Origin of the sequence: Saccharibacillus sp. CPCC 101409 (genome assembly GCF_030518235.1) — a bacterium.
Lineage (GTDB): Bacteria > Bacillota > Bacilli > Paenibacillales > Paenibacillaceae > Saccharibacillus.
In genome coordinates this window covers 399,856-422,694 of record NZ_JAULSA010000002.1, presented here as the reverse complement: position 1 = coordinate 422,694, position 22,839 = coordinate 399,856, and the positions used below count along the sequence as shown (strand labels likewise).

The window sequence follows — 22,839 nt, the reverse complement described above, 5'->3', positions numbered from 1 at the left end:
TACAAGCCGGGATTCTGTCGAAAAAGCGATCTTTTTGTCGGATTCCGTACCTATCGGTTAAAATGAATACAAGCGAAATGCGATCGAACCGGCATAAGCCGCGAAAGGAGCGACCTAATATGGAATCGACGTTTGCCGACGACCGCGAACTGCTGCGCACGCTGGCCCTGAGCCGGCAGGAAGCGCGGCTGCACCACGATCTGCCGAGAGAACGCAGGATGCTGCAGTATATCCGCGAAGGCCGGGAATCGGAATTGGAAAGGTTTATGCAGTCCGAATGGGAGCAGGAGCGTGTCGGCGTCCTTTCGCGCAGCAGCCTGCTTCGCCACCGCAAGAATCTGGCGATCTGCGGCATTACGCTGTACACGCGGGCGGCGATCGAAGGCGGAGTCGATTCGGAGATCGCGTTTACGCTGAGCGATCTGTATATCCAGCGGCTGGAAGACCTGCATACCGCGCAGAGCGTGGACGACCTGAACAGCTCGGCGATGCTCGACTTCGCAAGAAGAGTGCGCGGCGTGCGCGAACAGAGCGCCGGGCGGACATTCGAGGCGTGCCGGCATTATATTTTCAGCCATCTGTACGAGGATCTGCCTTTATCCCGGCTCGGCCGGGCGTTCGGGTTGAATCCGACCTATCTGTCGCGCCTGTGCAAAAAGGAAACCGGCTTCCCCCTCTCCGCCTACATCCGCCGCGAACGGATCGAAGAAGCCAAGCGGCTGCTGGACCTGGGCGAATACCGCTTGTCCGACATCTGCGCCCTGCTCCGCTGGAGCGATCAAAGCCACTTCACCCAGGCGTTCAAGCAGCAGGTCGGCATCACCCCGGGCGCATATCGCAAACGTCGGGCGAAAGAATTTTGAGGCTTTTTTCGATAAAACGCTTGCTCTCCCTCTATCGTTCGTGGTATGATCTTTCTTGTCGACACGAACTGATTCAGTTCAAGTCATGAATGCAGGACGGTAGCTCAGCGGGAGAGCACTATCTTGACAGGGTAGGGGTCATGGGTTCGATCCCCATCCGTCCTATACGCGTAAAACCACCGGAGACGGTGGTTTTTTCTTTTTTTCCGAAAACTTCGCCTTTTGCAAAATCGTCCATTTGTCCCAGACCGTTTCGCGCGAATGCACAAATACCGTAGCGATCTTGTTCGCCTCCTTTTTACCGTGCAGTCAAATGCAGCGTTTCTTTCCGCCCGTTCGCATTAATCTCCAGCTCCACGCCTTCTTCGCTGCCCGCTAGAAAATCGTGCGAGGCGATTATGCCTCTTTCCAGTTTAAACCCCGCCGACGAAAATCCCTGCTCCGTTCCTGTAAAACTTTCCGAGCCGTCGGGACTGGTCAAACCGTATTCGAAATAATTGAACGTGCCTGCGGGCACGCCGATATATTCGATACGCAAATCGATCCTGTCCGGCTGCTTATCCGAAACCTTCAGCTGCGCCCGCCATTCGTTCGACTCGGCTTTATACACGGTTTGGCTGAGCTTTCCGCAGCCGGCAAGTCCGAGCAGCAGGATCGAAGCGGCAAGGCAAAGGACGCGGATGCGCAGCCATCGCCTTGCTTCCTCGCCCGGTCTCCTCACTCTTCTTCCTCGTCTTCGCGCACATCGTAGAACCAGAAATATTTGATCGTCGCCGTGTTGATATAGTTGTCGTCGATCTCTACCCAGCTCTTCGAAGTGATCTCGCCCGGCAGGGTATCGAACGCTTTTTCGTTTACCGTCAGCTCCAGTACTTCCCCATCCGTAAAATGAATCGCAATCACGACCGTTTCTTCCATTTCGCGCACCTCCAGATTGATGTAGAAGCATTTTTCCGGCAAACGGCTTCTCTGCTTTCAATGTACGCAGCTGTTCGCTTTCCGTTCCTTTTTCACTTATTGAACGTATGCGAACGAAGCTTCGTTACAGCGGTTCAGCTTCTTGAAAACGTTATTATTTTTACATTTAAATAGTTCTAAAGTATTTATTTTCTATCCGGATTATCTATTAAAAATGCTACGAAAGAATGATTTCGAAAAAAGTTCTGGCTTTATTTTTGCATGGAATTGTAAGATATGGTTGTCAAATCAAAGGAGGGATTGTGTGTATAAAAACGTTTTAAGTCCAAAAAGAGGATTGCGTATCGCGCTGGCCGCCGTGCTGCTGATCGGATTGATGCTGTCGGGAACCGGCTCCTTGGGCAGTCATCCCGTGAAAGCGGCTTCACGAATCGCCGACGCCGACTTTCTCAAGACCAACGGTACGACGATCCGTAAAAACAAAGGCAGCGGCGATACCGTGTATCTGCGCGGCACCAACGCCGGCGGCTGGCTGGTGCAGGAGAACTGGATGAACCCGACCGACGCTCCCGACCAGAAAACGATGATGAATACGTTTAAGAACCGATTCGGCGCGTCGGTGCGCGACGAGCTGATCAAAGTGTACGAAGACAATTACTGGACAACGCAGGATTTCGACAATATGGCGAATATGGGCATGACGGTCGTGCGGCTGCCGTTTACGTACATGAATCTCGTCGACGACAACGGAAATCTCAAATCGAATGCCTGGTCGCGGCTCGACTGGTTCGTGGAGAACAGCCGCCAGCGCGGGATTTACGTCATCCTTGATATGCACGGCGCTTTCGGCTCGCAGAACGGCATGGACCATTCGGGCGAGATCAACGACGGCAACCAGCTGTACGACAGCCCGGGCAACCGCGAGAAAACGCTGAAGCTGTGGGAGCAGATCGCGGCGCATTACAAAGGCAATCCGGCGGTCGCCGGCTACGACATCCTGAACGAACCGGGCATCAAAGCGGGACTGACCGGCAAAAAGCAGTGGGACTTCTACAACGAAATCTACAAACGCATCCGCGCGGTGGATTCGGAACATATCGTGATTATGGAATCGTGCTGGGACGCCGACCATCTGCCGAGACCGAGCGATTACGGTTGGACGAACGTCGTCTACGAGTATCACTACTACCCATGGGGAATGGACAACGACGCCGCGGGGCAGAAATCGTACATCGACGGCAAAGTCTCGGATATCAACGGTCATAACTACGGCGTTCCGACCTTTATCGGCGAATTCACTTCGTTCGTATCGGACGCGGCCTGGAAAAATACACTCTCCGTCTTCAACCGCGAAGGCTGGCACTGGACGACCTGGTCGTACAAATCCACAGCGTCCACCGGCGGCACCAATTCGTGGGGCATCTACAACCACAATCCGGGAAAAGTCAATATCAACAGCGATTCAGCGGACGTGATCCGTCAGAAGTGGTCGAACGTCGGCACGCAAAACGGCTGGGTCAACACGCAGATTTACAATATCGTGAAAGCGTATACGTCCGGTAAAGTCGATGCGGGTACCGGAACGGGCAGCGGCAGCACGCTCGCAAACGGCGAATATTACCTGACCGCTTCCGGCAACAACAATGTGGTCACAGCCGACAACGCCGGCGCTTCCCCGCTGATCGCCAGCCGCGCTTCGCTCGGCGGCGCATGGGAAACGCTGAAACTCGAAAATAACAGCGACGGCACCGTTTCGTTCAAGTCGATGGCCAATCAGAAATACGTCTGCGCCGTGATCGACGAAAGCAATCAACTGCTGGCGCGCAGCGCGTCGATCGGCACCTGGGAGAAATTCCGCCTGGTCGGCACGGGCAACGGCGATTACGGCATTCAAGCCGTGGCGAACGGCAAGTATGTCCAGGCCAACCTGAACGCCGGCGGCCGCCTCGAAGCGACGCAGGACAAGGTGGCGGGATCGTGGGAAGCTTTTAAGATTACGCGCATTAAATAATCGGCCGTTCCAACCACCTAACGAAACGCCCCCGAGCAGTCGGGGGCGTTTGAACGTTCCATTCAATTAGGCATTCCAGTACCCTTTCAACTCTTAATCACAGGTTTACGTTTTCCTGAAATGCACACGCTTTAGGTGCGATTCCGTCGGAGACTTCGTACACGCTTCAGGTACGAATCTCAGGGGAGCGTATTCCTACCTTTAGTGTTGACAAGGCACTAGCCGGAGAAGCAAAAGAGGCTTCTTCGGCCTTTTACTCGCAGCCGATTCCGTCGCCGTCGCGATCCAATTTACGCGAATAGCCCGGATCGCCGGCATACACAGGCGCGGCTCCGGCCGCTCTGGCGGCTGCACAGTTCTTAAAGTAGACCGTACCCGCGCCGGAAGAAGAAGAACTATCCGCAGAGCCGGAATACCCGCTGTCGTACGAATCCCAATCGGTAATTTCGCAGCCGATCCCGTCGCTGTCCCGGTCCAGCCAGCTTGCGTAGCCGGGATCGTCCGCATATACGGGAGCCGCTCCCGCCGCTTCGGCCGCCGCGCAGTTTTCATAATAGACGCCTGTCGGCTCGTCCTGATACAAACTCGACTCCGCGGAAGATCCATACTCGACAATCAGCTTTCCGCTAATCCAGCCTTCGATACCGGACGGAATCTCGACCCGGTACCAGGTGCGGCCGTCGGACGGATCGTAGCGCTGTTCGTTCTCGCTTTCCAGCACGGCTCCGGCGGCGACCGTACCGGCCGATTCCGAGCCGATCGAAGGCGAGCGGCGGATATTCGCGTTTTCCAGCACTTGGTACTGTACGGCAGGTTCGGACACCGCGGCGTATTCGTCCGCTTCCCGCTCGCTTTGCTCGTCATACTGACCATCCGATGCCGAGACGACCGCGCCGCTGATCCAGCCGGTCTGTCCTTCTTCGCTTCGCACGTTATACCAGACCCTCGAATCCCGGGGATCGAAATACTTCACATGCAGGTACTCCAGATCCCGTCCTTCGCGGCCGATCATAACCGGCTCCGACGTATAATCGGGAGCCGAGCGAATATTGGCGTCTCCCCCGGCGATTCTCCAATAAGACGTCCCGCGTTCATCGGCCGTTTCGTCGGCGGGAACACTTTCCTGCTTCTCCGGCTCGGCCTGTTCGTCTTTCGCCGTGTTCGGCAGTTTTAGCGTCTGCGCTTGATCCTGCTTCTGCGGCTGCTCCGAAGTTCCGTCCGTCAGACCGGAAGAACCGCCTGCCGCTCGGGCCGGCTGCTCCGCTTCCGGCGCTTCCGTCTTCAGCAGCGACGGATCGCCCTGGAGCAAAGAACCGTTTCCCGTCGAATCCGGATTCCCGCATGCGGCAAGCGCCAGCAGCAGTACCAGCGGCAGCAATTTCCCATATTTCTGTTTGATCTTGCTTCCCCTCCCGTTATTCAGCTTCCTGATTATACCCGAACCGATCTTACCCGTATATCGGCTCTTTCCCGGAAAGGCATAAGATTCGGCGCCTATTTCCTCGCCGGCTTGGGACAAAGCAGTAGTTTCTGGTAAACTAAAGGAAAGCGCAATCAAGGCCTATATAAGGAGGGTTCCACTTGAATCTGAATGCATTGTCCCGTGAGGGCGAAGAGCTGCGCGACAAAGTCGCAAGCGCCGAAGATTTCCGCAGGATTACCCAGTGGCTGTCGACGGCCGCCGTTTATCTGGAAGCGCGGCATAAGAACCTGAAAGAAACGGCATCGTTTATCGCGGAGAAAGACAAATTCAAAGCGCAGGTGCTGAACGAGGAAAAGTATTCGCTTCTGCTGTTCGACTCGCTGCTCGGCACGCTGAAAGCGATCGAGATGCTGGAGGAGATGCAGACCAAAGAGCAGACGTCGGCGAAAACCGGCGCGCGGAACTGGAACGATTTTTAAACGAAACGCCAAAGAGGAACCGGTCAAACGACCGGTTCTTCTTTTGGTGCTCCGTCCCTATTTCGCCCCTGCTCCGTGTTTTACTCCGCTCCGTACTGCTCCACCGCCGGCTTGGCCGGTTCCAGTTCTTCCCCGTTGCCGGCGATCACCTGCTTATACCAGAAAAAGCTGTCTTTGCGCGAGCGGTCCAGCGTGCCCCGGCCTTCGTTGTCTTTATCCACATGGATAAAGCCGTAGCGCTTCTTCATCTCGCCGGTGCCGGCGCTGACCAGGTCGATGCAGCCCCACGGCGTATAGCCGATCAGGTCCACGCCGTCCGCGATCGCTTCTTTCATCGCTTCGATATGCCGCTTCAGGTAATCGATGCGGTAATCGTCGCGGATCGAACCGTCTTCTTCCACCGTATCGACCGCGCCGAGCCCGTTCTCCACGACCATCAGCGGAATTTGATAGCGGTCGTAGATGTTGTTGAGCGACCAGCGCAGCCCGGCCGGGTCGATCTGCCAGCCCCATTCGCTCGCTTTGAGATGCGGATTTTTGAGCCCCAGCGACAGATTGCCTTCGGTTTCTTCTTTGCCGGGTTCGGCGCTGACGCAGTTGGACGTGTAGTAGCTGAACGTATAGTAATCGACGCGACCTTCGCGCAGCGACTGTTCATCGTCTTCCGTAACATCCGGCGCGATGCCTTTTTCCGCAAAATACCGCTTCGCAAAGCCCGGATACTCGCCGCGCACCTGGACGTCGGAACAGAGGAAGTTGCTCAGCTGGTCTTTGCGCTGCGCTTCGAGCACATCGTCCGGATGGCTGGTCAGCGGGTACACGCACATATAAGCGATCATGCAGCCGATCTTGAAGTCGGGATTGATCGAATGTCCCAGCTTGACCGCTTTCGCGCTGGCGACGAACTGATGGTGCAGCGACTGGAAGCGCGCCCGCTCGTCGTCCGCGCCCGGATCGCCGCCCAGTTCCAGGCTGCCGGCGGGGATCATCGCCGCGGACATGAACGTGCCGAACGGCATGGTCAGGATATTGATCTCGTTGAAAGTCAGCCAGTATTTGACGACGTTTTTGTAGCGCTTGAATACCGTTTCGCAGTAACGGACGTAGAAATCGATCACCCGGCGATCGCTCCAGCCGCCGTATTTGCCGGCCAGCGCGAACGGCGCTTCGTAGTGCGACAGCGTAACAAGCGGCTCGATACCGTGCTTGCGCAGTTCGGCGAAGACGCGGTCGTAGAAACGCAGTCCTTCTTCGCTCGGCTCCGCGTCGTCGCCGTTCGGGAAGATGCGCGTCCAGGCGATCGACAGGCGAAACACTTTGAAGCCCATTTCCGCGAACAGCGCGATGTCTTCTTCGTAACGGTGATAGAAATCGACCGCTTCGTGGCTCGGGTAGTTCAGCGCGGGGTCTACGTCAAGCGTGATGCGCCGGGGCGTCGTATGCGTGCCCGCCGTCATCAGGTCCGCGGTGCTCAGCCCTTTGCCTCCTTCGCGGTAGCCGCCTTCGAGCTGGTTGGCCGCCGTCGCCCCGCCCCACAGAAAGCCTTCGGGAAAGCCTGTCGGAACCGTGCTTTTGAATGTATTCATCTTGTTTATTCCTCCTCGTAAAAGTTTGGACCGCCGCGATCAGACCACTACGGTCAGCAGCTCGTCGTCGTAAGCGATGGTCTTCTTCTCCGTCTCGATCACATCCAGATAACTGCCGGAGTTCGAAATAATGACCGGCGTGGTCACGACATAACCGGCCGCCTTGATCGCTTCGATATCGAACTCGACCAGCAAATCGCCTTTGCGCACCGGATCGCCCTGCTTGATCTTCGGCGCGAAGTGTTTGCCTTTGAGCTTGACCGTATCCTGGCCGATATGGATCAGGATATCCACCCCGCCGCCGCTGGTGATCCCGATGGCATGGCCCGACGAGAACAGCGAAGTCACGACGCCGTCGACCGGCGAGAACACTTTGCCTTCGGACGGCTCGATCGCGATGCCTTTGCCGAGCGCGCCGGTGGAGAACGCTTCGTCGCGGATATCCGTCAGCGATACGATATTGCCTTTGAGCGGGCTGGACACCGATTCGCGCTTGACCAGCACTTCCAGCCTGCGCACGTTCGGATCTTCGCCCGCGGCCGGCTCGTCTTTGAAAGTGAAGAAGACCATGCCGAAGCCGAGCAGGAAACTGACGGTGATGCCGATCAGCGCGCCGTACAGGCCGGCTCCCGCGCCGTCCGCGCCGATAAAGCTCGGAATGCCGAATACGCCGAGGCCGCCGATCATATACATCTTGCTGCCCATGGCGCCGATAATGCCGCCGCCGACCGCCGCGGCGATACAGCTCAAGATAAACGGCTTTTTGCGCGGCAGGGAAATCCCGTAAATCGCCGGTTCCGTGACGCCGAAGACACCGGAGATCACAGCCGGAATCGACAGCGCTCTCAACTTGACGTTCTTCGTTTTGAGCAGGATCGCCAGCACGACGCCGGTCTGCGCGAACGAAGCGCCGAATGTGCCCGCAAGCACCGGATCGCTGCCGAGTACGGTCAGGTTGTTGATGGCGATCGGCACGAAGCCCCAGTGCAGGCCGAAGATGACGAACACCTGCCAGAACGCGCCCATCAGCACGCCGGCGGCGAGCGGGCTCAGGTTGTACACGGCCAGCGTGCCCGCGCCGAGCAGCTGTCCGGCCCAGGTCGCGACCGGCCCGATCGCGATCAAAGCCAGCGGCACGGTGACCAGCAGCGTGCAGAACGGCACGACAAAGGTGCGCACGACGCTCGGGGTAATGCGTTTGAAGCCTTTTTCAATCTTCGAGCCGACGAACGTGGACAGGATAATCGGGATGACGCTGGACGAATAGGTCATCAGGATCACCGGAATGCCCATAAACGTCAGATGCACGGGCGATTCGATCACGGTGCCGGTAAACAGCGTATACAGCGGTTCGCCGGCGGTAAGCGCGGACAGCGAAGGGTAGACGAGACACGCGCCGATCCCCATGCCGATAAAGATATTGGCGCCGAATTTCTTCGCCGACGTATAGCCGAGGAAGATCGGGAAGAAGTAGAACAGGCAGTCGCCGATCGCGCTCAGGATAATATAAGTGCCCGAGGTCGCCGTCAGCACTTTGAGCGTCAGCAGCAGCGCCGTAAAGCCTTTGATCATCCCGGTCGCGGCGAGCACGCCGAGCGTCGGGGCGAATACGCCGGAGATGATATCGATGAATTTGTTGAACGCGTTCATCTTCTCGCCGGATGCTTCTTCGGTCGTCTCGACCTGGAATCCGCCGACCGCGGCGACGTCCGCGTACACTTCGGGCACATGGTTGCCGATGACTACCTGGTACTGGCCGCCGCTCTGGATCACCGTGACGATTCCGTCCATATTTTTGAGCGCGTCCGTATTGGCTTTGCTTTCGTCTTTCAGCTTGAAGCGCAGCCGCGTGATGCAGTGGGTCAGTCCGCCGACGTTTTCTTTGCCGCCCACGTTGCGAATAATTTCATTGGCCAGCTGTTCGTATTTCATCCCGATCTCTCCCTTTACCGAAGTCCGCGTTCGCTTCCGGATACGTCCCGGATCGACGCGGTCAAACAAAAAAGACGAGCCCCAATAAGCCTCCTGCCTCGATAGGCACGGAACTTATGCTGGTCTCGCCCGCCGGTCAAACGTTTGGCAGTAACAATCCAAGGGTTATTATGCGGTTTTCGATTTCCTTCAATCGCGCGTTACCCGGTGTACGTGAATCGTCAGGTACAATCGCTCTTCGCTGGACAGCTCGGTTTGCAGATATTTCTCGATCCGGCCCGCGCATTCATAGGCTTTGCGGTACTTGGAGCGCACCTGCCGCAGCAGGAAATCGTCCTCCAGTTCGCTTTTCTTCTCCCGGCCCATCCGCTGGAAAAAGAAGCGCAGATGCGTCACGAACCGTTCGTAGCTTACCGACTGTTCGTTCAGCGGAGCATTGTAGCTGTACTTGATGATGTTCAGGATATCCTGGATCTTCTCCGTCTGCTCGACCGCGTTCGCCATTCTCGGATTGCCGGCGTTCAGCTGGGCGTTGATCAGATGCAGCGCGATATTGGCGGCTTCGTCTTCGGGCAGCTTCCGGTCCAGCGTGGATTCGATAAATTCCAGCGACTTGAGCCCGATGCCGAATTCTTTGGGATAAAAACGCCGGATCTCCCACAGCAGCAGATTGACGTTGGCGACCCCTTCGTCGGCCATGCGGAACACATTGTGCAGATGGTCGGTCAGCGTGACGTAAATGTAGTCGCTGAGCGGCACGCCGAGCATATTCTTGCCGTACTCGATAATGTCGCTGCACACGGCGATCGTTTCGGCGGGCACGTCTTCAAGCAGCCGTTTGAACTTCTCGGACGCTTCTTTCTGTTGGAGCACGAAGATTTTCTCGATCCGCTCTTTGTCCACCGCTTCGCCCACGCTTTTCTTGAAGGCGATGCCCCGGCCCATGACCACGAACTCTTCCTTTCCCGAATCGCGGGCGATAATCGCATTGTTGTTGAAGATCTTGCAGATAATCATTCCCTCGTCCTCCTTCGCGCCTCCCTTCGCCGGCCGGGTATCCTGCACCGTCACGAAAAAAAGGGATTGAAACCGAAAAGGCAAAACCTAAAACACGTCGAAGACATGTCTCGGGTTTTGCCTTTTCAGTAACAATCCCAGATTCAGAATAGCATGACTTAATAGGCTTGGCAAGTAAAAAGTATGCGCTTTCTTTATCGAAAATTCTTTCTTTTTTCCGAAACCCTTTTCTTTATTTCCGCGTATAATGAGCAAAGAAAGCGTTTTAAATTTTTAGTGTTTTTTTCGATTCAGTGTGACATTTCTAACAGATGATAACGCTTTCTTCTTCCATAATAGGAACAAAATCAGGGAAGGTGGCGATGCAGATGGCAACGACTAATCTTCTGTACCAGATTTTGAAAGAGATTCAATGGGAGAAAGACCCGACGGCGCTGCGTCTGGGCGTCGGTCAAGGCGAATTCTCGACGGCGCTGCGGCAGGCGGACGAATCCGGTTACGCTTCGAATATTTCGTATATCAACGTGGACGGCGGGGAAGATATTCCTTTTGCCGACTACTGCCGGCTGAGAGCGGCGGGACGACAGTTTATTCATAATTACGAACACGGCGTGCGCTAACTCGCACGCCGTGTTTTTTGCGTTCGCCCTACTCGGCTGTTCTCTTTAATTCCCTGCTTGTTCCGGCTCCGGCTTCTTTACTTCGATCGTTCGGATCGCCCGCGCCGGATTGCCGCCGACGATCGTATTGGCCGGCACATCCTTGGTCACGACCGCTCCCGAAGCGATCACGGCGTTGTCGCCGATCTTCACGCCCGGATTGATTACCGCGCGTCCGCCGATCCAGACGTTGTTCCCGATCGTGACCGGCTTGCCGAGTTCGGGACCGGCGATGCGCTCGTAAGGATCGATCGGGTGCGTCGCCGTATAGATACTCACGCCCGGCGCCAGCATGCAGTTGTCCCCGATCCGCACCTCGCACACATCGAGAATGGTGCAGTCGAAGTTGGCGAAGAAGTTTTCCCCCACATGAATATGGATGCCGTAATCGACGCGCAGAGTCGGTTCGATATGGATGTTCTCCCCGGTCGAACCGAACAGTTCTTTCAACAATTCGACGCGCCGCTCCGGTTCTTCTTCCGTCGTGGCGTTGAACAAACGAATCAGCTTCTTCGCATGCAGGCTTTCCTTCCGCAATTCTTCGTCCCAGGCTTTGTACAGCTCTCCGGCCAGCATTTTTTCTTTTTCGGTACGTTGGGTCATTTTCAAACATCCTCCTCTATCATCAGTAACGCTTCTCCACAAGCCGGAGCGAGTACGACAGGCTTTCCAGCGTCATCGCGATCAACCCTTGCAAATAAGGTTCCATCGAAACTTCCAGCCATACCAGTTCCGGCATATGCTCGGCGGGCACGACGTCCAGGCAGCGCTCGCGAATCGCCGGAAGATCTTCTTCGGCCACCTGGCCGCCCGTCAGCGCCAACAGCCGCGGGTTAACGATCGCGGCCAGACTCGCCACGGCATGCGCGGCCAGCGGGATAAACGTTTCCCGGATATCCAGCCGGCGCAGCTGCTGCTCCCGCGAGATGCCGAACGGCAGAAACGAAATTTCGCCCGCAAAGCGGCTTGCTCCCCGGTGGATATGCCCGTCGATCATCAGACCCGCGCCGGGAAAGCAGCCCGGAATAAACGTCATCACGGCCAGCGTGCCCGGTTCTTCCCAATCCTGCTCGTGGTACAACCCGTATACGGTCAGATTCATATCGTTCTCGACCGTCACTTTCACGCCGTAGCGCTGCTCCAGGCTGCGTCCGAGCGGCACGCCGACCAATTCGGCCGCGTCGCAAATATGGATCACGCCTTCGTGCACAAGCCCGGGAATGCCGACGCCGACCGCTTTGATCTGCGGGTATCGCCCGAGCAGCACGCCGACCAGCGTATCGATCGATTCCTCGTCCAGGGCCGCCGTTTCCCGGGAGCGCCGCTCCAAGACCCGGCCCGCCGAATCGGCGACGGCATAGATCAGCCTGGGGCGCTTGGCTTCGAACACGGCGCAGATGCAGGCGATATACGAATAGTCCGCGTTGTAGACAAAGCGCCGGGCCCGGCGGCCTCCGCTCGATTGTTCCGGTTCTTCTTCCAGCGCTTCGCCCCGCTGCAGCATCTCGCCCAGCAGCGTGCCGCAGGTGGCGACGCTCAGTCCGGTCGCCTGCGACAACGAAGATTTGGTGCCGTACTCCATCGATCGAAGCGCCCGCCGGACCAATTCTTCGTTGATTTTCTTGAGTTTGATCGAACTGTGCGTTTCGGAGTTCATCCGCTCACCTTCTTCTGACGGTCTGGGCCGATCCTGATTTGCGTTTCCTCTTTCAATAATACTTATCGAAAGTAAAATCACAAGATTGACTATAGCCGATTCGGCGCAGTTTGTCTACGTTCTTCGCGGCTTGTCCGGCGTTTGCCGATGCACCGGAAAAAACAAGCCAAAAACACCCGGAATCCGCCTGGGCGGTTCACGGGTGTTTCGGTATGCGCGGTATGCGCGATACGGCTTCGGCGTTTTACTCGGCGCTCATATACCGTCCGTACGCTTCCGTGCGGATCTTCATCAGCTGCTCCAGCCCCATCTGGTCGAGCTGTTTGAGGTAAGCGTCCCAGCCTTCGTCGATCCCGCCTTTGCTGACCCACTGGGCGCGCATGGTCGAGACGTATCCGTCGATATCGGTGGTGAGCGTCGGCAGTTCCTGGAATTCTTCCGAGCTGTACATGACGTTCGGGTAAGGCGTGGTTACGTAATCGCGGCCCAGCTTGTCGATCTCCAGCTTGAGTCCGTCGCCCGTTTCCGGATTGAGCACGATCTGGTCTTCGAACGAAGGGCTGACGTATTTCGGTCCGAAATCGCGCAGCGACTGCTCCCAGTACCAGGCGTCGGCGCTCGTGCCTTCCGGCGGGTCCATCAGCGTAAACGTGCCGTCGTCGCCCTGCTCGATGACCGTGCCGATCGCGCCCCAGAAATTCTGGATGCTCGCTTCGTTCGTATAGAACTGGTCGGCCCAGCGGGCGGCCGCTTCCGGGTTGGCGCACGAAGACGTAATCAGCAGCTCGTTGCGGTTGAAGCTCATGCCGTTCGGATCGCCCGGGTTGTAGCGTTCCCCGCTCGGGCCCGCAATCGGCGCGATCGTTTCGTACTGGTCTTTCCACTTGCCGAATACGGCGTCCGGCGTCCACTGGTTGGTAAAGCCCACGATGGCCGCGTCCGGGTTCTGCTGCTTGGCCGAAGTCATCGTCGCGTCCTGGGTGAAGATCTCCGGATCGATCAGTCCTTCCTTGTACATCTCGTGGGCCCATTTCAGCGCTTCTTTGTACTCGTCCGTAATCGGATAATAGACCGGCTTGCCGCCCTTGACCAGCATATTGTTGCCGTTGATATCGGTAATGCCGAACGGGTTCAGGAAGTCCATGCCGAGGCCGGTTTCCGTATACGGAATCTCGTCCGCTTTGCCGTTGCCGTTCGGGTCTTTCTCCTTAAACGCTTTGAGCACGGTATGCAGGTCTTCCACCGTTTCCGGCGCTTTCAGCCCCAGCTTGTCGAGCCAGGCTTTGTTGATGACCGGCTGGTTCTTGGTCTTCGGCCGCGAAGGCAGACGGGTCGGCAGCGAATAGATCTTGCCGTCGGGGAACGTGCTGATCTTGCGCAGCTCCGGCGTTTCTTCCATCGCGGCTTTGAGGTTCGGCATGTATTCGTCGATATAATCGTCCAGCGGGCGGAAGAAGCTCAGGTTGTTCACGATATCCGAATCGGAAAAAGTCTGGTCGCCCAGGATGATATCCGGCAGCTTGCCGCTGGCCAGCAGAATCGACTTTTGTTCGCTCCAGTCGTTGGAAGAAACGACCTGCCATTCGATCTTGACGTTGGTGTCTTTCTCCAGGTCTTTGAGCCACTGGTTCTGCGTAAACGTATCGCCCATATTGCCCCAGCGCATCGTCAGCACTTTCAATGTCACCGGCTCGTCGACGATCGGCAGTCCTTCTTTGTGGAAGCCGCTGCTTTGCTCGGCCGGCGCGCTTTCTTTGGCGTCTCCGCCTCCGCATGCCGTAAGTCCCGCCAGCAGAACCGCCGCCATCGACAGCGAAGCGGCGCGTGTAACGCCCGACCCGAACTTTTTTTGCCCGAAAAATGATTTCATCGCTTGTTCCCCCTCTGTTTGAGTATTCGACTTCAACCGGATTATTCCTTGACCGCGCCGATCATCACCCCCTGGTTGAAGTATTTCTGCACAAAAGGATAAATCAGCATGATCGGAACGGTGGCGACGATAATAACGGAGTAGCGCATCATGCTGGCGAGCCGCAGCGCGATCTGGGCCGCTTCGCCGCTGCCCATGCTCGACTGCATCTGGTTGGTGATAAGGATATTGCGCAGGATAAGCTGGAGCGGATACAGATCCGGATTTTTGAGATAGATCAGCGCGTTGAAGTACGAATTCCAGTAGCCGACCGCGATCCATAGCCCCAGCACCGCCACGATCGCTTTGGACAGCGGCAGCACGACAAGCAGGAAATAGCGCAGATTGCCGCATCCGTCGAGCTGCGCCGCTTCCCACAGATCGCCGGGGATGCTCGTCCGGAAAAAGGTGCGCGCCACGATGATATCGAACACAACGACCGAGAACGGCAGCACCATGACCAGGAACGTATCGTACATATGGAAATCGCGGATCGTCAGGAACGTGGGGATCAGCCCGCCGCTGAAAAACATCGTAAAGATAAAGAACAGCGAGAAAAAGCGGCGTCCGACCAGATCTTTTCTCGACAGCGCGTACGCCGCGGACAGATTGACCGCCAGCCCGATCGCCGTGCCGGCCGCCGTGTAGAGGATGGTATTGCGGTAGCCGATCCAGATATTGTCGTGCTTCAGCAGTTCCCGGTATCCGTCGAGCGTGAAGCCTTTGGGCACCAGCCATACCTGGCCGCCGGCCACCGCCGACGGGTCGCTGAACGACGCGATGACGATAAAATACAGCGGGTAGATCAGGATCAGCAGAAACAGCGACGCCAGGATATACAGCAGCGCTTCGGACAAACGTTCGGACCGGCCTTTGCCGGCCCGGGCCGCTTCCCTTGAACCGCGCGCCGCTTTGACGACTCCCATCGTTCTTCCCCCTCCTTTACCAGAGACTGTTGTCGCCGACCTTCTTCGCGATCTGGTTGACCAGGATCAGCAGCGCGAAGTTAATGAGCGTATTGAACAAATTGATCGCCGACGAGAAACTGTACTGGCTGCTGAGCAGCCCGATCTTGTAGACATAGGTGGACAGGATCTCGCTCGATAGAATATTGAGGTCGTTCTGCATCAGGTACACTTTCTCGAAGCCCACGCCGAGCAGTCCGCCCACCCGCAGAATCAGCAGCGTGATCGCGGTCGGCATCAGCATCGGGATATCGATATAGCGTACTTTATGCCAGCGGTTCGCTCCGTCCACCGTCGCCGCTTCGTACAGGCTGGGGTCCACCGCGGACAGCGCGGCGATATAGATGATGCTGTCCCAGCCCACGTGCTGCCATACATCCGACCAGACGTAGAGGCTGGCGAACCAGGAAGACGATCCGATCAGGTCCGGCGCCTGCGCCCCGAACAGTCTGAATACGCTTCCAAGAAGTCCCGTGCCCGGCGACAGCAGAATCAGCAGCAGCCCCACCATGACCACGGTCGAGATAAAGTGCGGCATATACGAGACGGTCTGAAAAAAGCGCCGGAACCGGTTCGCCCGCATCTGGTTGACCATCAGCGCAAGCACGATCGGGATCGGGAACGTCGCCAGGCTGTACAGACTCAGGATCAGCGTGTTCTTGATCGTGTTCGAGAATTGGTACGAATGGAAAAACTTTTCGAAATACTTGAATCCCGCCCACGGACTGTCCCCGATCCCGAGCGCCGGGCTGTAATCTTTGAACGCGATCAATACGCCGTACATCGGCTTGTAGGCGAACAGCAGCGTCAGCGTAAAAGCGGGCAGCAGCAGCAGGTACAGTCCCCAGTTGCGCCTGATCCGCCCGGCTCCGCGCCGCAGCTCCAATCGTCCGGTTTTCATCGCTTTTCCCCCTCTCGGCTTGATTTCAGTATAGCCGGGACGCGGCGCGCAAACCGGACTTCCGCGGCGCGGAATCCGGACTTTTATCGGGCAGGCGGCCGGCAAAAAGATCGCATAAGTCGTCCGCCGTGTCGAAGCAATGCCGGAATCCGGACTTTTGAACGCGCTTTCCGGACTTCCGGGCGGTGCGGCCGCGATAACTCGTGTGTTTCGGAGCGGACCGTTTTATAATAATCCTACCTCCCGTTAAAGCGCATACAATAAGACTCGAAGACGCGCGGCCGGCTTGTACGGTCCCGGGCCGCGTCTTCGTTTGCAGAAAGGATGCGGCAGCCCGTGACTTCAACCGAACCCTTCGCCCGGCGGCGGGGCAAATCGCTTCGCAAACGGTTCAAACCTTACCCGATCCGCCATTACGTCCGCATTATGTTCTTCATCTCGCTCGCCGCGCTGCTGCTGGATCTGGCCATCAGCGCGGTTTCGATCTCGATCGTCAAGCAGCAGTCCGCGCGCTATCTTCAGGATACGGCGGATCTGTATATCGACGGGATCGACCACGATTTCGAATACATCAACCATTATATGGGCTGGACGCTCGCCAACGACCGCAGCCTGGAGCAGATGAGCGAAGCGCAGCCGAACAGCGCGGACTTCCTGGAAGCGAGCGACGACCTGCACAAGCGCTTCACGGAGCTGCAAAAAAATTACGTGCAAAAATACAACTTCTTCTATTACTTGGAAGGCAGCGGTTCTTTTCTCAACTGCGCGCCGATCAGTATTCCCTACGGCGATTATCTGGAGCTGAAAGAACAGATTATCCGTTATACCGGCGAGAAGGACGTGTATGAAAAATACTACGCCAAATGGACGTCCGTCTCGGTCGGCGGCCGCTTCTACCTGCTCAATATCGTGCCGTACCACGACCGCTACCTGATCGGGCTCGTCTCGGCGGACGAGCTGGTCCGGCCGCTGCGCGGGATCAACCTGGGCGGAAGCGGCTATGTGAAGCTGGTCGGCGAAGACGGCGGCGTGCTGTCCGGTCCGCGCGGCGAGACGGGCGCGGACCGAAGCGGCGGGTCTTCTGCCCCGCTGCCGCTTCCGCGCACGGTGATCAGCGGCGACTTCGCCCATGCTTCGTTCCGCGTCGATATGGTGATCCGGTTCGGCTTGTTCGAAAAAATCGTCATCGCCCAGCTGCTGATTATGCTGCTGTTCTTCGTGGTCGTATCGGCGATCGGCGTGCTGCTGCTCTACTTTATGCGCAAAGTGCTGCGCCCGATCCGCGAATTCGCGGCCGAACTGGAGCGCATCCAGACCGAAGGCGAGCCTTCGGACCTGCGCGGCAGCGGGATCGAGGAGCTGGAGCGGGCCGGCGCCCAGTTCAGGCGGCTCGTCGCGCAGATCCGGGAGTTCAAGATCGAGCGCTACGAGAAAGAACTGGAGCAGCAGCAGATCAAGCTCGACTATATGAAGCTCCAGATCAAACCGCATTTCTTCCTGAACTGCCTGACGAGCATTTACAGCATGGCGCAGATTCAGATGTACGAAGAGATCGAGCGCATGGCGCTGTCCACGTCTCGCTATTTCCGGTACGTGTTCCAGAGCGGCGAGAACTTCGTCCCTCTGCCGGGCGAGATCGAGCATGTCCGGCTGTACATGGAGATCCAGAAAGCCCGCTATCTGGGCGCGTTCTCCTATCGGATCGAGCAGGCTCCGGGCACGGAAGAAACGCGGGTCCCTCCGCTTGTGCTGCAAACGTTTATCGAGAACGCGGTCAAGTACGGACTGTCGCGCGACGGACAGCTGCGGATCGAACTGACCGTCTCGGCGCGACGGGAAGCGGGCGAAGAACGCACGCTGATTACGATCGCGGATACCGGCCCCGGCTTCCCGCCGGAACTGCTGCGTCTGCTGGGCGGCGGACAGCGGCCCCGTCCGGAAGGCGGCCACCGGATCGGCATCGCGAATACGCTCCAGCGGCTGGAGCTGCTGTACGGCGGCCGGGCCAGGGTGGAATTCGCCAATCGCGGAGCGGGCGGAGACAGTGGGGACGGCGGTATGACGGCGGCCGTAAGCGGCGGTTTTAACGCGCCGGGCGAATATCCGAACACGGCCGGAGAAAGCGGCGGCGCGCGCGTGACGCTGTCGCTGCCTCCCGCTCCTCCGGCCGAAGCGGCCGCCACGAAAGGAGAAGCCTCATGAACGTACTGCTGGTGGACGACGATTATTTCGTAATCGCCGCGCTGGAGACCAAGATCGGCTGGGCGGCGCTTGGCGTGGAGCGCGTATTCACGGCGTTCAATATCTCCCAGGCCCGCGAGATTCTGCTGGAGCATCCCGTCGGGGTGCTGGTATGCGATATCGAGATGCCGCAGGGCAGCGGCCTGGAACTGCTGTCCTGGATTCGCGAAGAATCGCTGAATGTGCAGGCGATCTTCCTGACGAATTACGCGGACTTCAATTACGCGCAGAAAGCGATCGGCCTGCAAAGCTTCGACTATTTCCTCAAGCCGATCGAATTCGACAAGCTGACCCTGATTCTGCGCAAAGCGATCGCCAAAGCCGGCGAGCGGCGCGGCGGTGACGGCGATTACGCCGGATCGTCGCCGGAGAGCCGGCTGCGCGAGCGCAAACGGTCTTACTGGCAGCGGCTTGCCGGTGAAGCCGCGGCGCAGCGGCCGGTGCCGGCCGGCGGCGATTCCGCGGACCGGGAATCGACCGAGCTCTACGGACCGGACGATGTGCTGATCCCGGTGCTGCTCAATCTGTTTCCGCGCAGCGGCAGCCTGGCCCGCGAAGACAAAGCGCTGTTCGATTACGCTCTGCTCAATATCGCGGAAGAACTGCTGGGCGGCAAAAAGGCGGCAGGAGAAGCGCGGTCGGGCCGCTTCGAGCTTGAAGCCTTTTGCCAATTCGGCGATTCGCGGGTATGGGTCGCGCTGCGGCGCGACAGCGCGGAAGGAACGCGGGGCGATGAGCCGCCGGCGGACGATTGGGCCGCTTCGGCCTGCTCCGCGCTGATCCGCCAGGCGCGGGAACTGCTCAAATGCGGCCTCTGCTGCAGCATGGGCGTCGGGGCGCCGGCGGGCGAAGTCCCGGACGGGCTGCGGGAACTGGCCGCCATGAACGAAAGCCTTGTCCTGCAGCCCGGACGCCTTTTCCGTCTGGACGATTACCGCGCGAAGCCGCACGACCTGTACGTCCCGCCCGATCTCGGCCGGCTGGAGCGTCTGCTGAACGAGAACCGGTTCTCTTCGTTTCTGGACGAAACGCGGAGCTACCTGAACAAGCTGGAAGAATCGGCGATGACCGACCGCTTTATTCTGCATCTGCTGCGCCTGGATCTGGTCCAGCTCGTTTACGTCCATCTGAAAAACCGGGAAATCCAGGCGCATCAGCTGTACGCCGGCGCAGCGGGCGACCGGCTGTTCGCCGATTCGGCGCGTTCGACCCGCGATATGCAGGCGTATATCGACTACCTGGTCCGGACCGCCGCCGATTATCTCAGCTTCGCCGACCGGCCGGATTCGGTCGCGCGCGAGCTTCAGCGCTATATCGGCGAGCATTACGGCGACGACCTGACGCGGGGCGGCCTGGCCGAAGTCTTTTTCCTCAATCCGGATTATCTCGCCCGGCTGTTCAAGCGGGAAACCGGGATCTCGCTCGGCGCTTATATTATCCGCTGCCGGATCGACGCCGCCAGACGGCTGCTGGAAAGCACCCGCTGCTCCGTCGGCGTCGTCGCCGGCAAAGTCGGCTACGCCAACGATTCGCATTTTGCCAAGCTGTTCAAGCAGGAGATCGGCGTGTCGCCAAACGAGTACCGAAGGCTGCACGAAGCCGGCGAAGCGCCGGGACCGCTGCGCAGATGATCCGGCCGCGCTTCGGGACAACCGCGCGGACGCGTTTGACGAACGAATCCCGCAGACGCCGCGGCGCGGCAGTCCGCTTCCGCCGTATGGTAAGATCAAGGTATATACGGCGGAAGGAAGCTTGCGCGGCAGGGCGCGAAACAAACGGCTTTGTCCCGAATCGCGGCGCCGCTTTTCCCTCCGCTCCATCTTCGCTTCGAGGAGGACGCTTATGGATATGCAACCCGGCACTTACGGCTTTCGTTTCGCCGAAGATCCCGAGCTCCGGCTGTGCGCGCTGTATGCGGCCGGCTGCGACCGTATCGATCACGCCGATTATCAATGGGACGGGCAGCAGCGGACCGACGGTCCCCTGCTGCTGTTCCAGTACACCGTATCCGGCGAAGGCGTTTACGAATACGAAGGACGGACGCGCCGGATTTCCGCCGGACAGGCTTTTCTCGCCGAGATTCCCGGACCGCACCGTTACGCCTACGATCCGTCGTCGGCGGAGCCCTGGTCGTTCTTTTTTCTGCTGCTGCGGCCGGAGCTTATTCTTCCGCTCTGGCGGAAATTCCGGCTCGAAGCCGGAGACACGCCGCATCTGCCCGCAGACAGCGCGCCGGTCCGGCTGCTGCGGATGATCGTGGCCGACGCGGCGGCGGGCCGGATCTCCGATCCGCTGATCGCGTCTTCCTGCGTGTATCAGTTTATGACCGAACTGGCCCGCTTCCCTTCGACCGCCCGGCGCGACCGTTCGAACTGGCCGGCGAATATCCGGCTGGCCGCCGAATACATCGAGCGGCATTACGCCCGCATGATCAGCATCGAACGGCTGGCGGAGGTCGTTTCCCTGTCGAAGTACCATCTGATCCGCCGCTTCTCGGCCTGCACGGGCCTGACGCCCGGCGCTTACCTGACCCGCGTAAGAATCGAAAAAGCGATGGAGCTGCTGCGCGGAACCGGGCTCGACATCTCCACCATCGCCGAGCAGGTCGGGTATTCGAGCGGCAGTTATTTGATCCGGGCGTTTCGCGGCATGACGGGGCTGACGCCCGGCGAATTCCGCGGCGGCAGCGAAAGCCTGGTGTACCGGAGACTGTTTTTCGATTGAACGGGTTCGATTGAACAGATCCGGTTGCGCGGGTTCGATTGAACGGGGCAGGAACTTGTGGTCTATCCGGATCGATCGACCGCAATATTGTGCTATCGTTCGTTCATAATCGTCGTAGAATCGTGCTCTCCCCTTTATTATGATGAAATCGTCAAGAGCAATACGCTCACTAAACGGTAAAGGGGATTGTCAAATGAACCACAAGCTTGCCGCAAAGGTTCCGCCGCTCGGCTGGAACAGTTGGGATTGTTATGGAGCGGCCGTGACGGAGCAAGAAATCCGGGGCAACGCCGAATACATGGCCGAGCACCTCAAAGCGTTCGGCTGGGAATACATCACCGTGGATATCCAGTGGTACGAGCCGGGCGCGAATTCTTCGCAGTACCGGGCGTTCGTTCCGCTCGTCATGGACGAATATTCGCGGCTGATGCCGGCCGAGAACCGGTTTCCTTCGGCCGCGGGCGGGCTCGGATTCAAGCCGCTGGCCGATTACGTGCACAGCCTGGGGCTCAAGTTCGGCATCCATATCATGCGGGGGATTCCGCGTCAGGCCGCGCATGCGGCGGCCGCCCTGCTGAACACGGACGCGACGGCGCGCGATATCGCGCATCCGAATTCCATTTGTCCGTGGAATACGGATATGTACGGCGTGGACGCTTCCAAAGAAGGGTCGCAGGCTTACTACGATTCGCTGTTCGAGCTGTACGCGCAGTGGGGCGTCGATCTGGTCAAAGTGGACGATATCGCCGCTTCGCGCCTGTACGATACGCATCAGCCGGAGATCGAGCTGATCGCCCGCGCGATCGAGCGCAGCGGCAGAAGCATGGTGCTCAGTCTTTCCCCCGGTCCCGCCCCGGTCGAATATGCCGATTTCTTCGCCGGGCATGCCAATATGTGGCGGGTGACGGACGATTTCTGGGACCAGTGGCCGCTGCTGCTGGATATGTTCGACCGCTGCCGGACCTGGCAGGGAGTTCCGGCCGAAGGGTGCTGGCCGGACTGCGATATGCTGCCGCTGGGCCATATCGGCATCCGCTCCGTGGACGGCGGCGGCGCGGACCGCTGGACCCGCTTTACCCAAGACGAGCAGCGGACCATGATGTCGCTGTGGAGTATCTTCCGCTCGCCGCTGATCTTCGGCGGCGAACTGCGCGACTGCGACGACTGGACGCTGTCGCTGCTGACCAACCGCGAAGTGCTGCGCATGCAGCGCGAAAGCCGCGGCGCCCGCGAAGCGCTGCGCGAAGGCGCGCTGATTGTCTGGACCGCCGAGCACGACGACGGCTCGCGTTATGCCGCCGTGTTCAACGTCGGCGACGCGGAGCTGCAACCGGAGCTGGAATTGACGGCCCTCGGCTTGACCGGCCCGGCGTCGGGCACGGAGTTATGGAGCGGCGAGTCCGCCGAACCGGATTCCGGCGTTCTGCGGACGACCGTGCCTCCGCACGGAGTCCGATTGTACCGGCTGGGTTAAGCCGATTCGAAGGGTCGACCGTTACGGATATTCCGTAACGGTTTTTTAGTATGGCCGATACCGACATCCCGGAATAAAAT

19 protein-coding genes and 1 tRNA gene are annotated in these 22,839 nt (G+C 58.5%); 9 read left to right on the top strand and 11 right to left on the bottom strand.

The window, feature by feature from the left end; translation table 11 throughout:
* Nucleotides 1-119 precede the first annotated feature (119 nt).
* Both QWJ34_RS06080 and QWJ34_RS06075 read left to right on the top strand, forming a co-directional pair.
* Nucleotides 120-863, top strand: coding sequence for a helix-turn-helix domain-containing protein (locus QWJ34_RS06080; protein ID WP_302726174.1), 744 nt, complete (start codon nt 120-122; stop codon nt 861-863).
* 93 nt (nt 864-956) lie between these two features.
* Nucleotides 957-1,028 (top strand) — tRNA-Val (locus QWJ34_RS06075).
* Nucleotides 1,029-1,161: 133 nt separating this feature from the next.
* Here the strand turns inward: QWJ34_RS06075 and QWJ34_RS06070 are convergent.
* A complete protein-coding gene (locus QWJ34_RS06070) occupies nt 1,162-1,584 on the bottom strand; it encodes a hypothetical protein (RefSeq protein ID WP_302726173.1) in 423 nt (140 codons plus the stop codon).
* On the bottom strand, nt 1,581-1,823 hold the full coding sequence (locus QWJ34_RS06065; protein WP_302726172.1) for a hypothetical protein: 243 nt from the start codon (nt 1,821-1,823) through the stop codon (nt 1,581-1,583). Before QWJ34_RS06065 ends, QWJ34_RS06070 begins: the two co-directional genes overlap by 4 nt.
* Nucleotides 1,824-2,085: 262 nt before the next feature.
* Here QWJ34_RS06065 and QWJ34_RS06060 point away from each other — a divergent pair, with 262 nt between their 5' ends.
* The gene (locus tag QWJ34_RS06060; RefSeq protein ID WP_302726171.1) at nt 2,086-3,792 is read left to right on the top strand and encodes a cellulase family glycosylhydrolase; all 1,707 of its coding nucleotides are present in this window, start codon (nt 2,086-2,088) and stop codon (nt 3,790-3,792) included.
* 253 nt (nt 3,793-4,045) lie between these two features.
* Here QWJ34_RS06060 and QWJ34_RS06055 read toward each other — a convergent pair whose 3' ends face one another.
* Nucleotides 4,046-5,170 (bottom strand): excalibur calcium-binding domain-containing protein, encoded by a 1,125-nt coding sequence (locus tag QWJ34_RS06055; protein WP_302726170.1) that lies wholly within the window; start codon nt 5,168-5,170, stop codon nt 4,046-4,048.
* Between the two features lie 203 nt (nt 5,171-5,373).
* On the opposite strand from QWJ34_RS06055, the gene QWJ34_RS06050 reads away from it, so the two are divergent.
* Nucleotides 5,374-5,694, top strand: coding sequence for a hypothetical protein (locus tag QWJ34_RS06050; RefSeq protein ID WP_302726169.1), 321 nt, complete (start codon nt 5,374-5,376; stop codon nt 5,692-5,694).
* A gap of 80 nt (nt 5,695-5,774) precedes the next feature.
* On the opposite strand, the gene QWJ34_RS06045 is transcribed toward QWJ34_RS06050, so the two are convergent.
* The 3 genes from QWJ34_RS06045 to licT form a co-directional block, all read right to left on the bottom strand.
* A complete protein-coding gene (locus tag QWJ34_RS06045; protein ID WP_302726168.1) occupies nt 5,775-7,280 on the bottom strand; it encodes a 6-phospho-beta-glucosidase in 1,506 nt (501 codons plus the stop codon).
* A gap of 39 nt (nt 7,281-7,319) precedes the next feature.
* The gene (locus QWJ34_RS06040; protein WP_302726167.1) at nt 7,320-9,212 is read right to left on the bottom strand and encodes a beta-glucoside-specific PTS transporter subunit IIABC; all 1,893 of its coding nucleotides are present in this window, start codon (nt 9,210-9,212) and stop codon (nt 7,320-7,322) included.
* Between the two features lie 189 nt (nt 9,213-9,401).
* Nucleotides 9,402-10,229, bottom strand: coding sequence for a BglG family transcription antiterminator LicT (licT, locus tag QWJ34_RS06035; protein ID WP_302726166.1), 828 nt, complete (start codon nt 10,227-10,229; stop codon nt 9,402-9,404).
* 368 nt (nt 10,230-10,597) lie between these two features.
* Between licT and QWJ34_RS06030 the strand changes: the two genes are divergently transcribed.
* On the top strand, nt 10,598-10,849 hold the full coding sequence (locus tag QWJ34_RS06030) for a hypothetical protein (RefSeq protein ID WP_302726165.1): 252 nt from the start codon (nt 10,598-10,600) through the stop codon (nt 10,847-10,849).
* A 45-nt stretch (nt 10,850-10,894) separates the two neighbouring features.
* Here QWJ34_RS06030 and QWJ34_RS06025 read toward each other — a convergent pair whose 3' ends face one another.
* The 5 genes from QWJ34_RS06025 to QWJ34_RS06005 all read right to left on the bottom strand — a co-directional run bounded on the left by QWJ34_RS06025 (nt 10,895) and on the right by QWJ34_RS06005 (nt 16,320).
* Complete coding sequence (locus QWJ34_RS06025; protein WP_302726164.1) at nt 10,895-11,491, bottom strand: sugar O-acetyltransferase; 597 nt, start codon at nt 11,489-11,491, stop codon at nt 10,895-10,897.
* 22 nt (nt 11,492-11,513) lie between these two features.
* A complete protein-coding gene (locus QWJ34_RS06020) occupies nt 11,514-12,545 on the bottom strand; it encodes an ROK family protein (RefSeq protein WP_302726163.1) in 1,032 nt (343 codons plus the stop codon).
* Between the two features lie 244 nt (nt 12,546-12,789).
* The gene (locus QWJ34_RS06015) at nt 12,790-14,415 is read right to left on the bottom strand and encodes an extracellular solute-binding protein (protein ID WP_302726162.1); all 1,626 of its coding nucleotides are present in this window, start codon (nt 14,413-14,415) and stop codon (nt 12,790-12,792) included.
* A gap of 41 nt (nt 14,416-14,456) precedes the next feature.
* Entirely contained in the window at nt 14,457-15,380 is a 924-nt protein-coding gene (locus QWJ34_RS06010) for a carbohydrate ABC transporter permease (RefSeq protein ID WP_302726161.1), read from the bottom strand.
* Between the two features lie 16 nt (nt 15,381-15,396).
* Nucleotides 15,397-16,320 carry an ABC transporter permease gene (locus QWJ34_RS06005; protein WP_302726160.1) on the bottom strand — a complete coding sequence of 308 codons (924 nt, stop codon included), beginning with the start codon at nt 16,318-16,320 and terminating at the stop codon, nt 15,397-15,399.
* Nucleotides 16,321-16,656: 336 nt separating this feature from the next.
* Between QWJ34_RS06005 and QWJ34_RS06000 the strand changes: the two genes are divergently transcribed.
* The 4 genes from QWJ34_RS06000 (at nt 16,657) to QWJ34_RS05985 (ending at nt 22,759) form a co-directional block, all read left to right on the top strand.
* Nucleotides 16,657-18,522, top strand: coding sequence for a cache domain-containing sensor histidine kinase (locus QWJ34_RS06000; RefSeq protein ID WP_302726159.1), 1,866 nt, complete (start codon nt 16,657-16,659; stop codon nt 18,520-18,522).
* Entirely contained in the window at nt 18,519-20,192 is a 1,674-nt protein-coding gene (locus QWJ34_RS05995) for a helix-turn-helix domain-containing protein (protein ID WP_302726158.1), read from the top strand. The genes QWJ34_RS06000 and QWJ34_RS05995 overlap by 4 nt, the downstream gene beginning before the upstream one ends.
* Before the next feature lie 211 nt (nt 20,193-20,403).
* Nucleotides 20,404-21,285: an AraC family transcriptional regulator gene (locus QWJ34_RS05990; protein ID WP_302726157.1), complete on the top strand. Its 882-nt coding sequence runs from the start codon at nt 20,404-20,406 to the stop codon at nt 21,283-21,285.
* Nucleotides 21,286-21,478: 193 nt separating this feature from the next.
* Nucleotides 21,479-22,759: a glycoside hydrolase family 27 protein gene (locus QWJ34_RS05985; protein WP_302726156.1), complete on the top strand. Its 1,281-nt coding sequence runs from the start codon at nt 21,479-21,481 to the stop codon at nt 22,757-22,759.
* Nucleotides 22,760-22,839: the final 80 nt, after the last annotated feature.

Coding starts and splice junctions, on each gene's coding strand:
- QWJ34_RS06080 (WP_302726174.1), top strand. CDS start 120: ATGGAATCGACGTTTGCCGACGACCGCGAACTGCTGCGCACGCTGGCC.
- QWJ34_RS06045 (WP_302726168.1), bottom strand. CDS start 7,280: ATGAATACATTCAAAAGCACGGTTCCGACAGGCTTTCCCGAAGGCTTT.
- QWJ34_RS06040 (WP_302726167.1), bottom strand. CDS start 9,212: ATGAAATACGAACAGCTGGCCAATGAAATTATTCGCAACGTGGGCGGC.
- licT (WP_302726166.1), bottom strand. CDS start 10,229: ATGATTATCTGCAAGATCTTCAACAACAATGCGATTATCGCCCGCGAT.
- QWJ34_RS06030 (WP_302726165.1), top strand. CDS start 10,598: ATGGCAACGACTAATCTTCTGTACCAGATTTTGAAAGAGATTCAATGG.
- QWJ34_RS06025 (WP_302726164.1), bottom strand. CDS start 11,491: ATGACCCAACGTACCGAAAAAGAAAAAATGCTGGCCGGAGAGCTGTAC.
- QWJ34_RS06020 (WP_302726163.1), bottom strand. CDS start 12,545: ATGAACTCCGAAACGCACAGTTCGATCAAACTCAAGAAAATCAACGAA.
- QWJ34_RS06015 (WP_302726162.1), bottom strand. CDS start 14,415: ATGAAATCATTTTTCGGGCAAAAAAAGTTCGGGTCGGGCGTTACACGC.
- QWJ34_RS06010 (WP_302726161.1), bottom strand. CDS start 15,380: ATGGGAGTCGTCAAAGCGGCGCGCGGTTCAAGGGAAGCGGCCCGGGCC.
- QWJ34_RS06005 (WP_302726160.1), bottom strand. CDS start 16,320: ATGAAAACCGGACGATTGGAGCTGCGGCGCGGAGCCGGGCGGATCAGG.
- QWJ34_RS05995 (WP_302726158.1), top strand. CDS start 18,519: ATGAACGTACTGCTGGTGGACGACGATTATTTCGTAATCGCCGCGCTG.
- QWJ34_RS05990 (WP_302726157.1), top strand. CDS start 20,404: ATGGATATGCAACCCGGCACTTACGGCTTTCGTTTCGCCGAAGATCCC.
- QWJ34_RS05985 (WP_302726156.1), top strand. CDS start 21,479: ATGAACCACAAGCTTGCCGCAAAGGTTCCGCCGCTCGGCTGGAACAGT.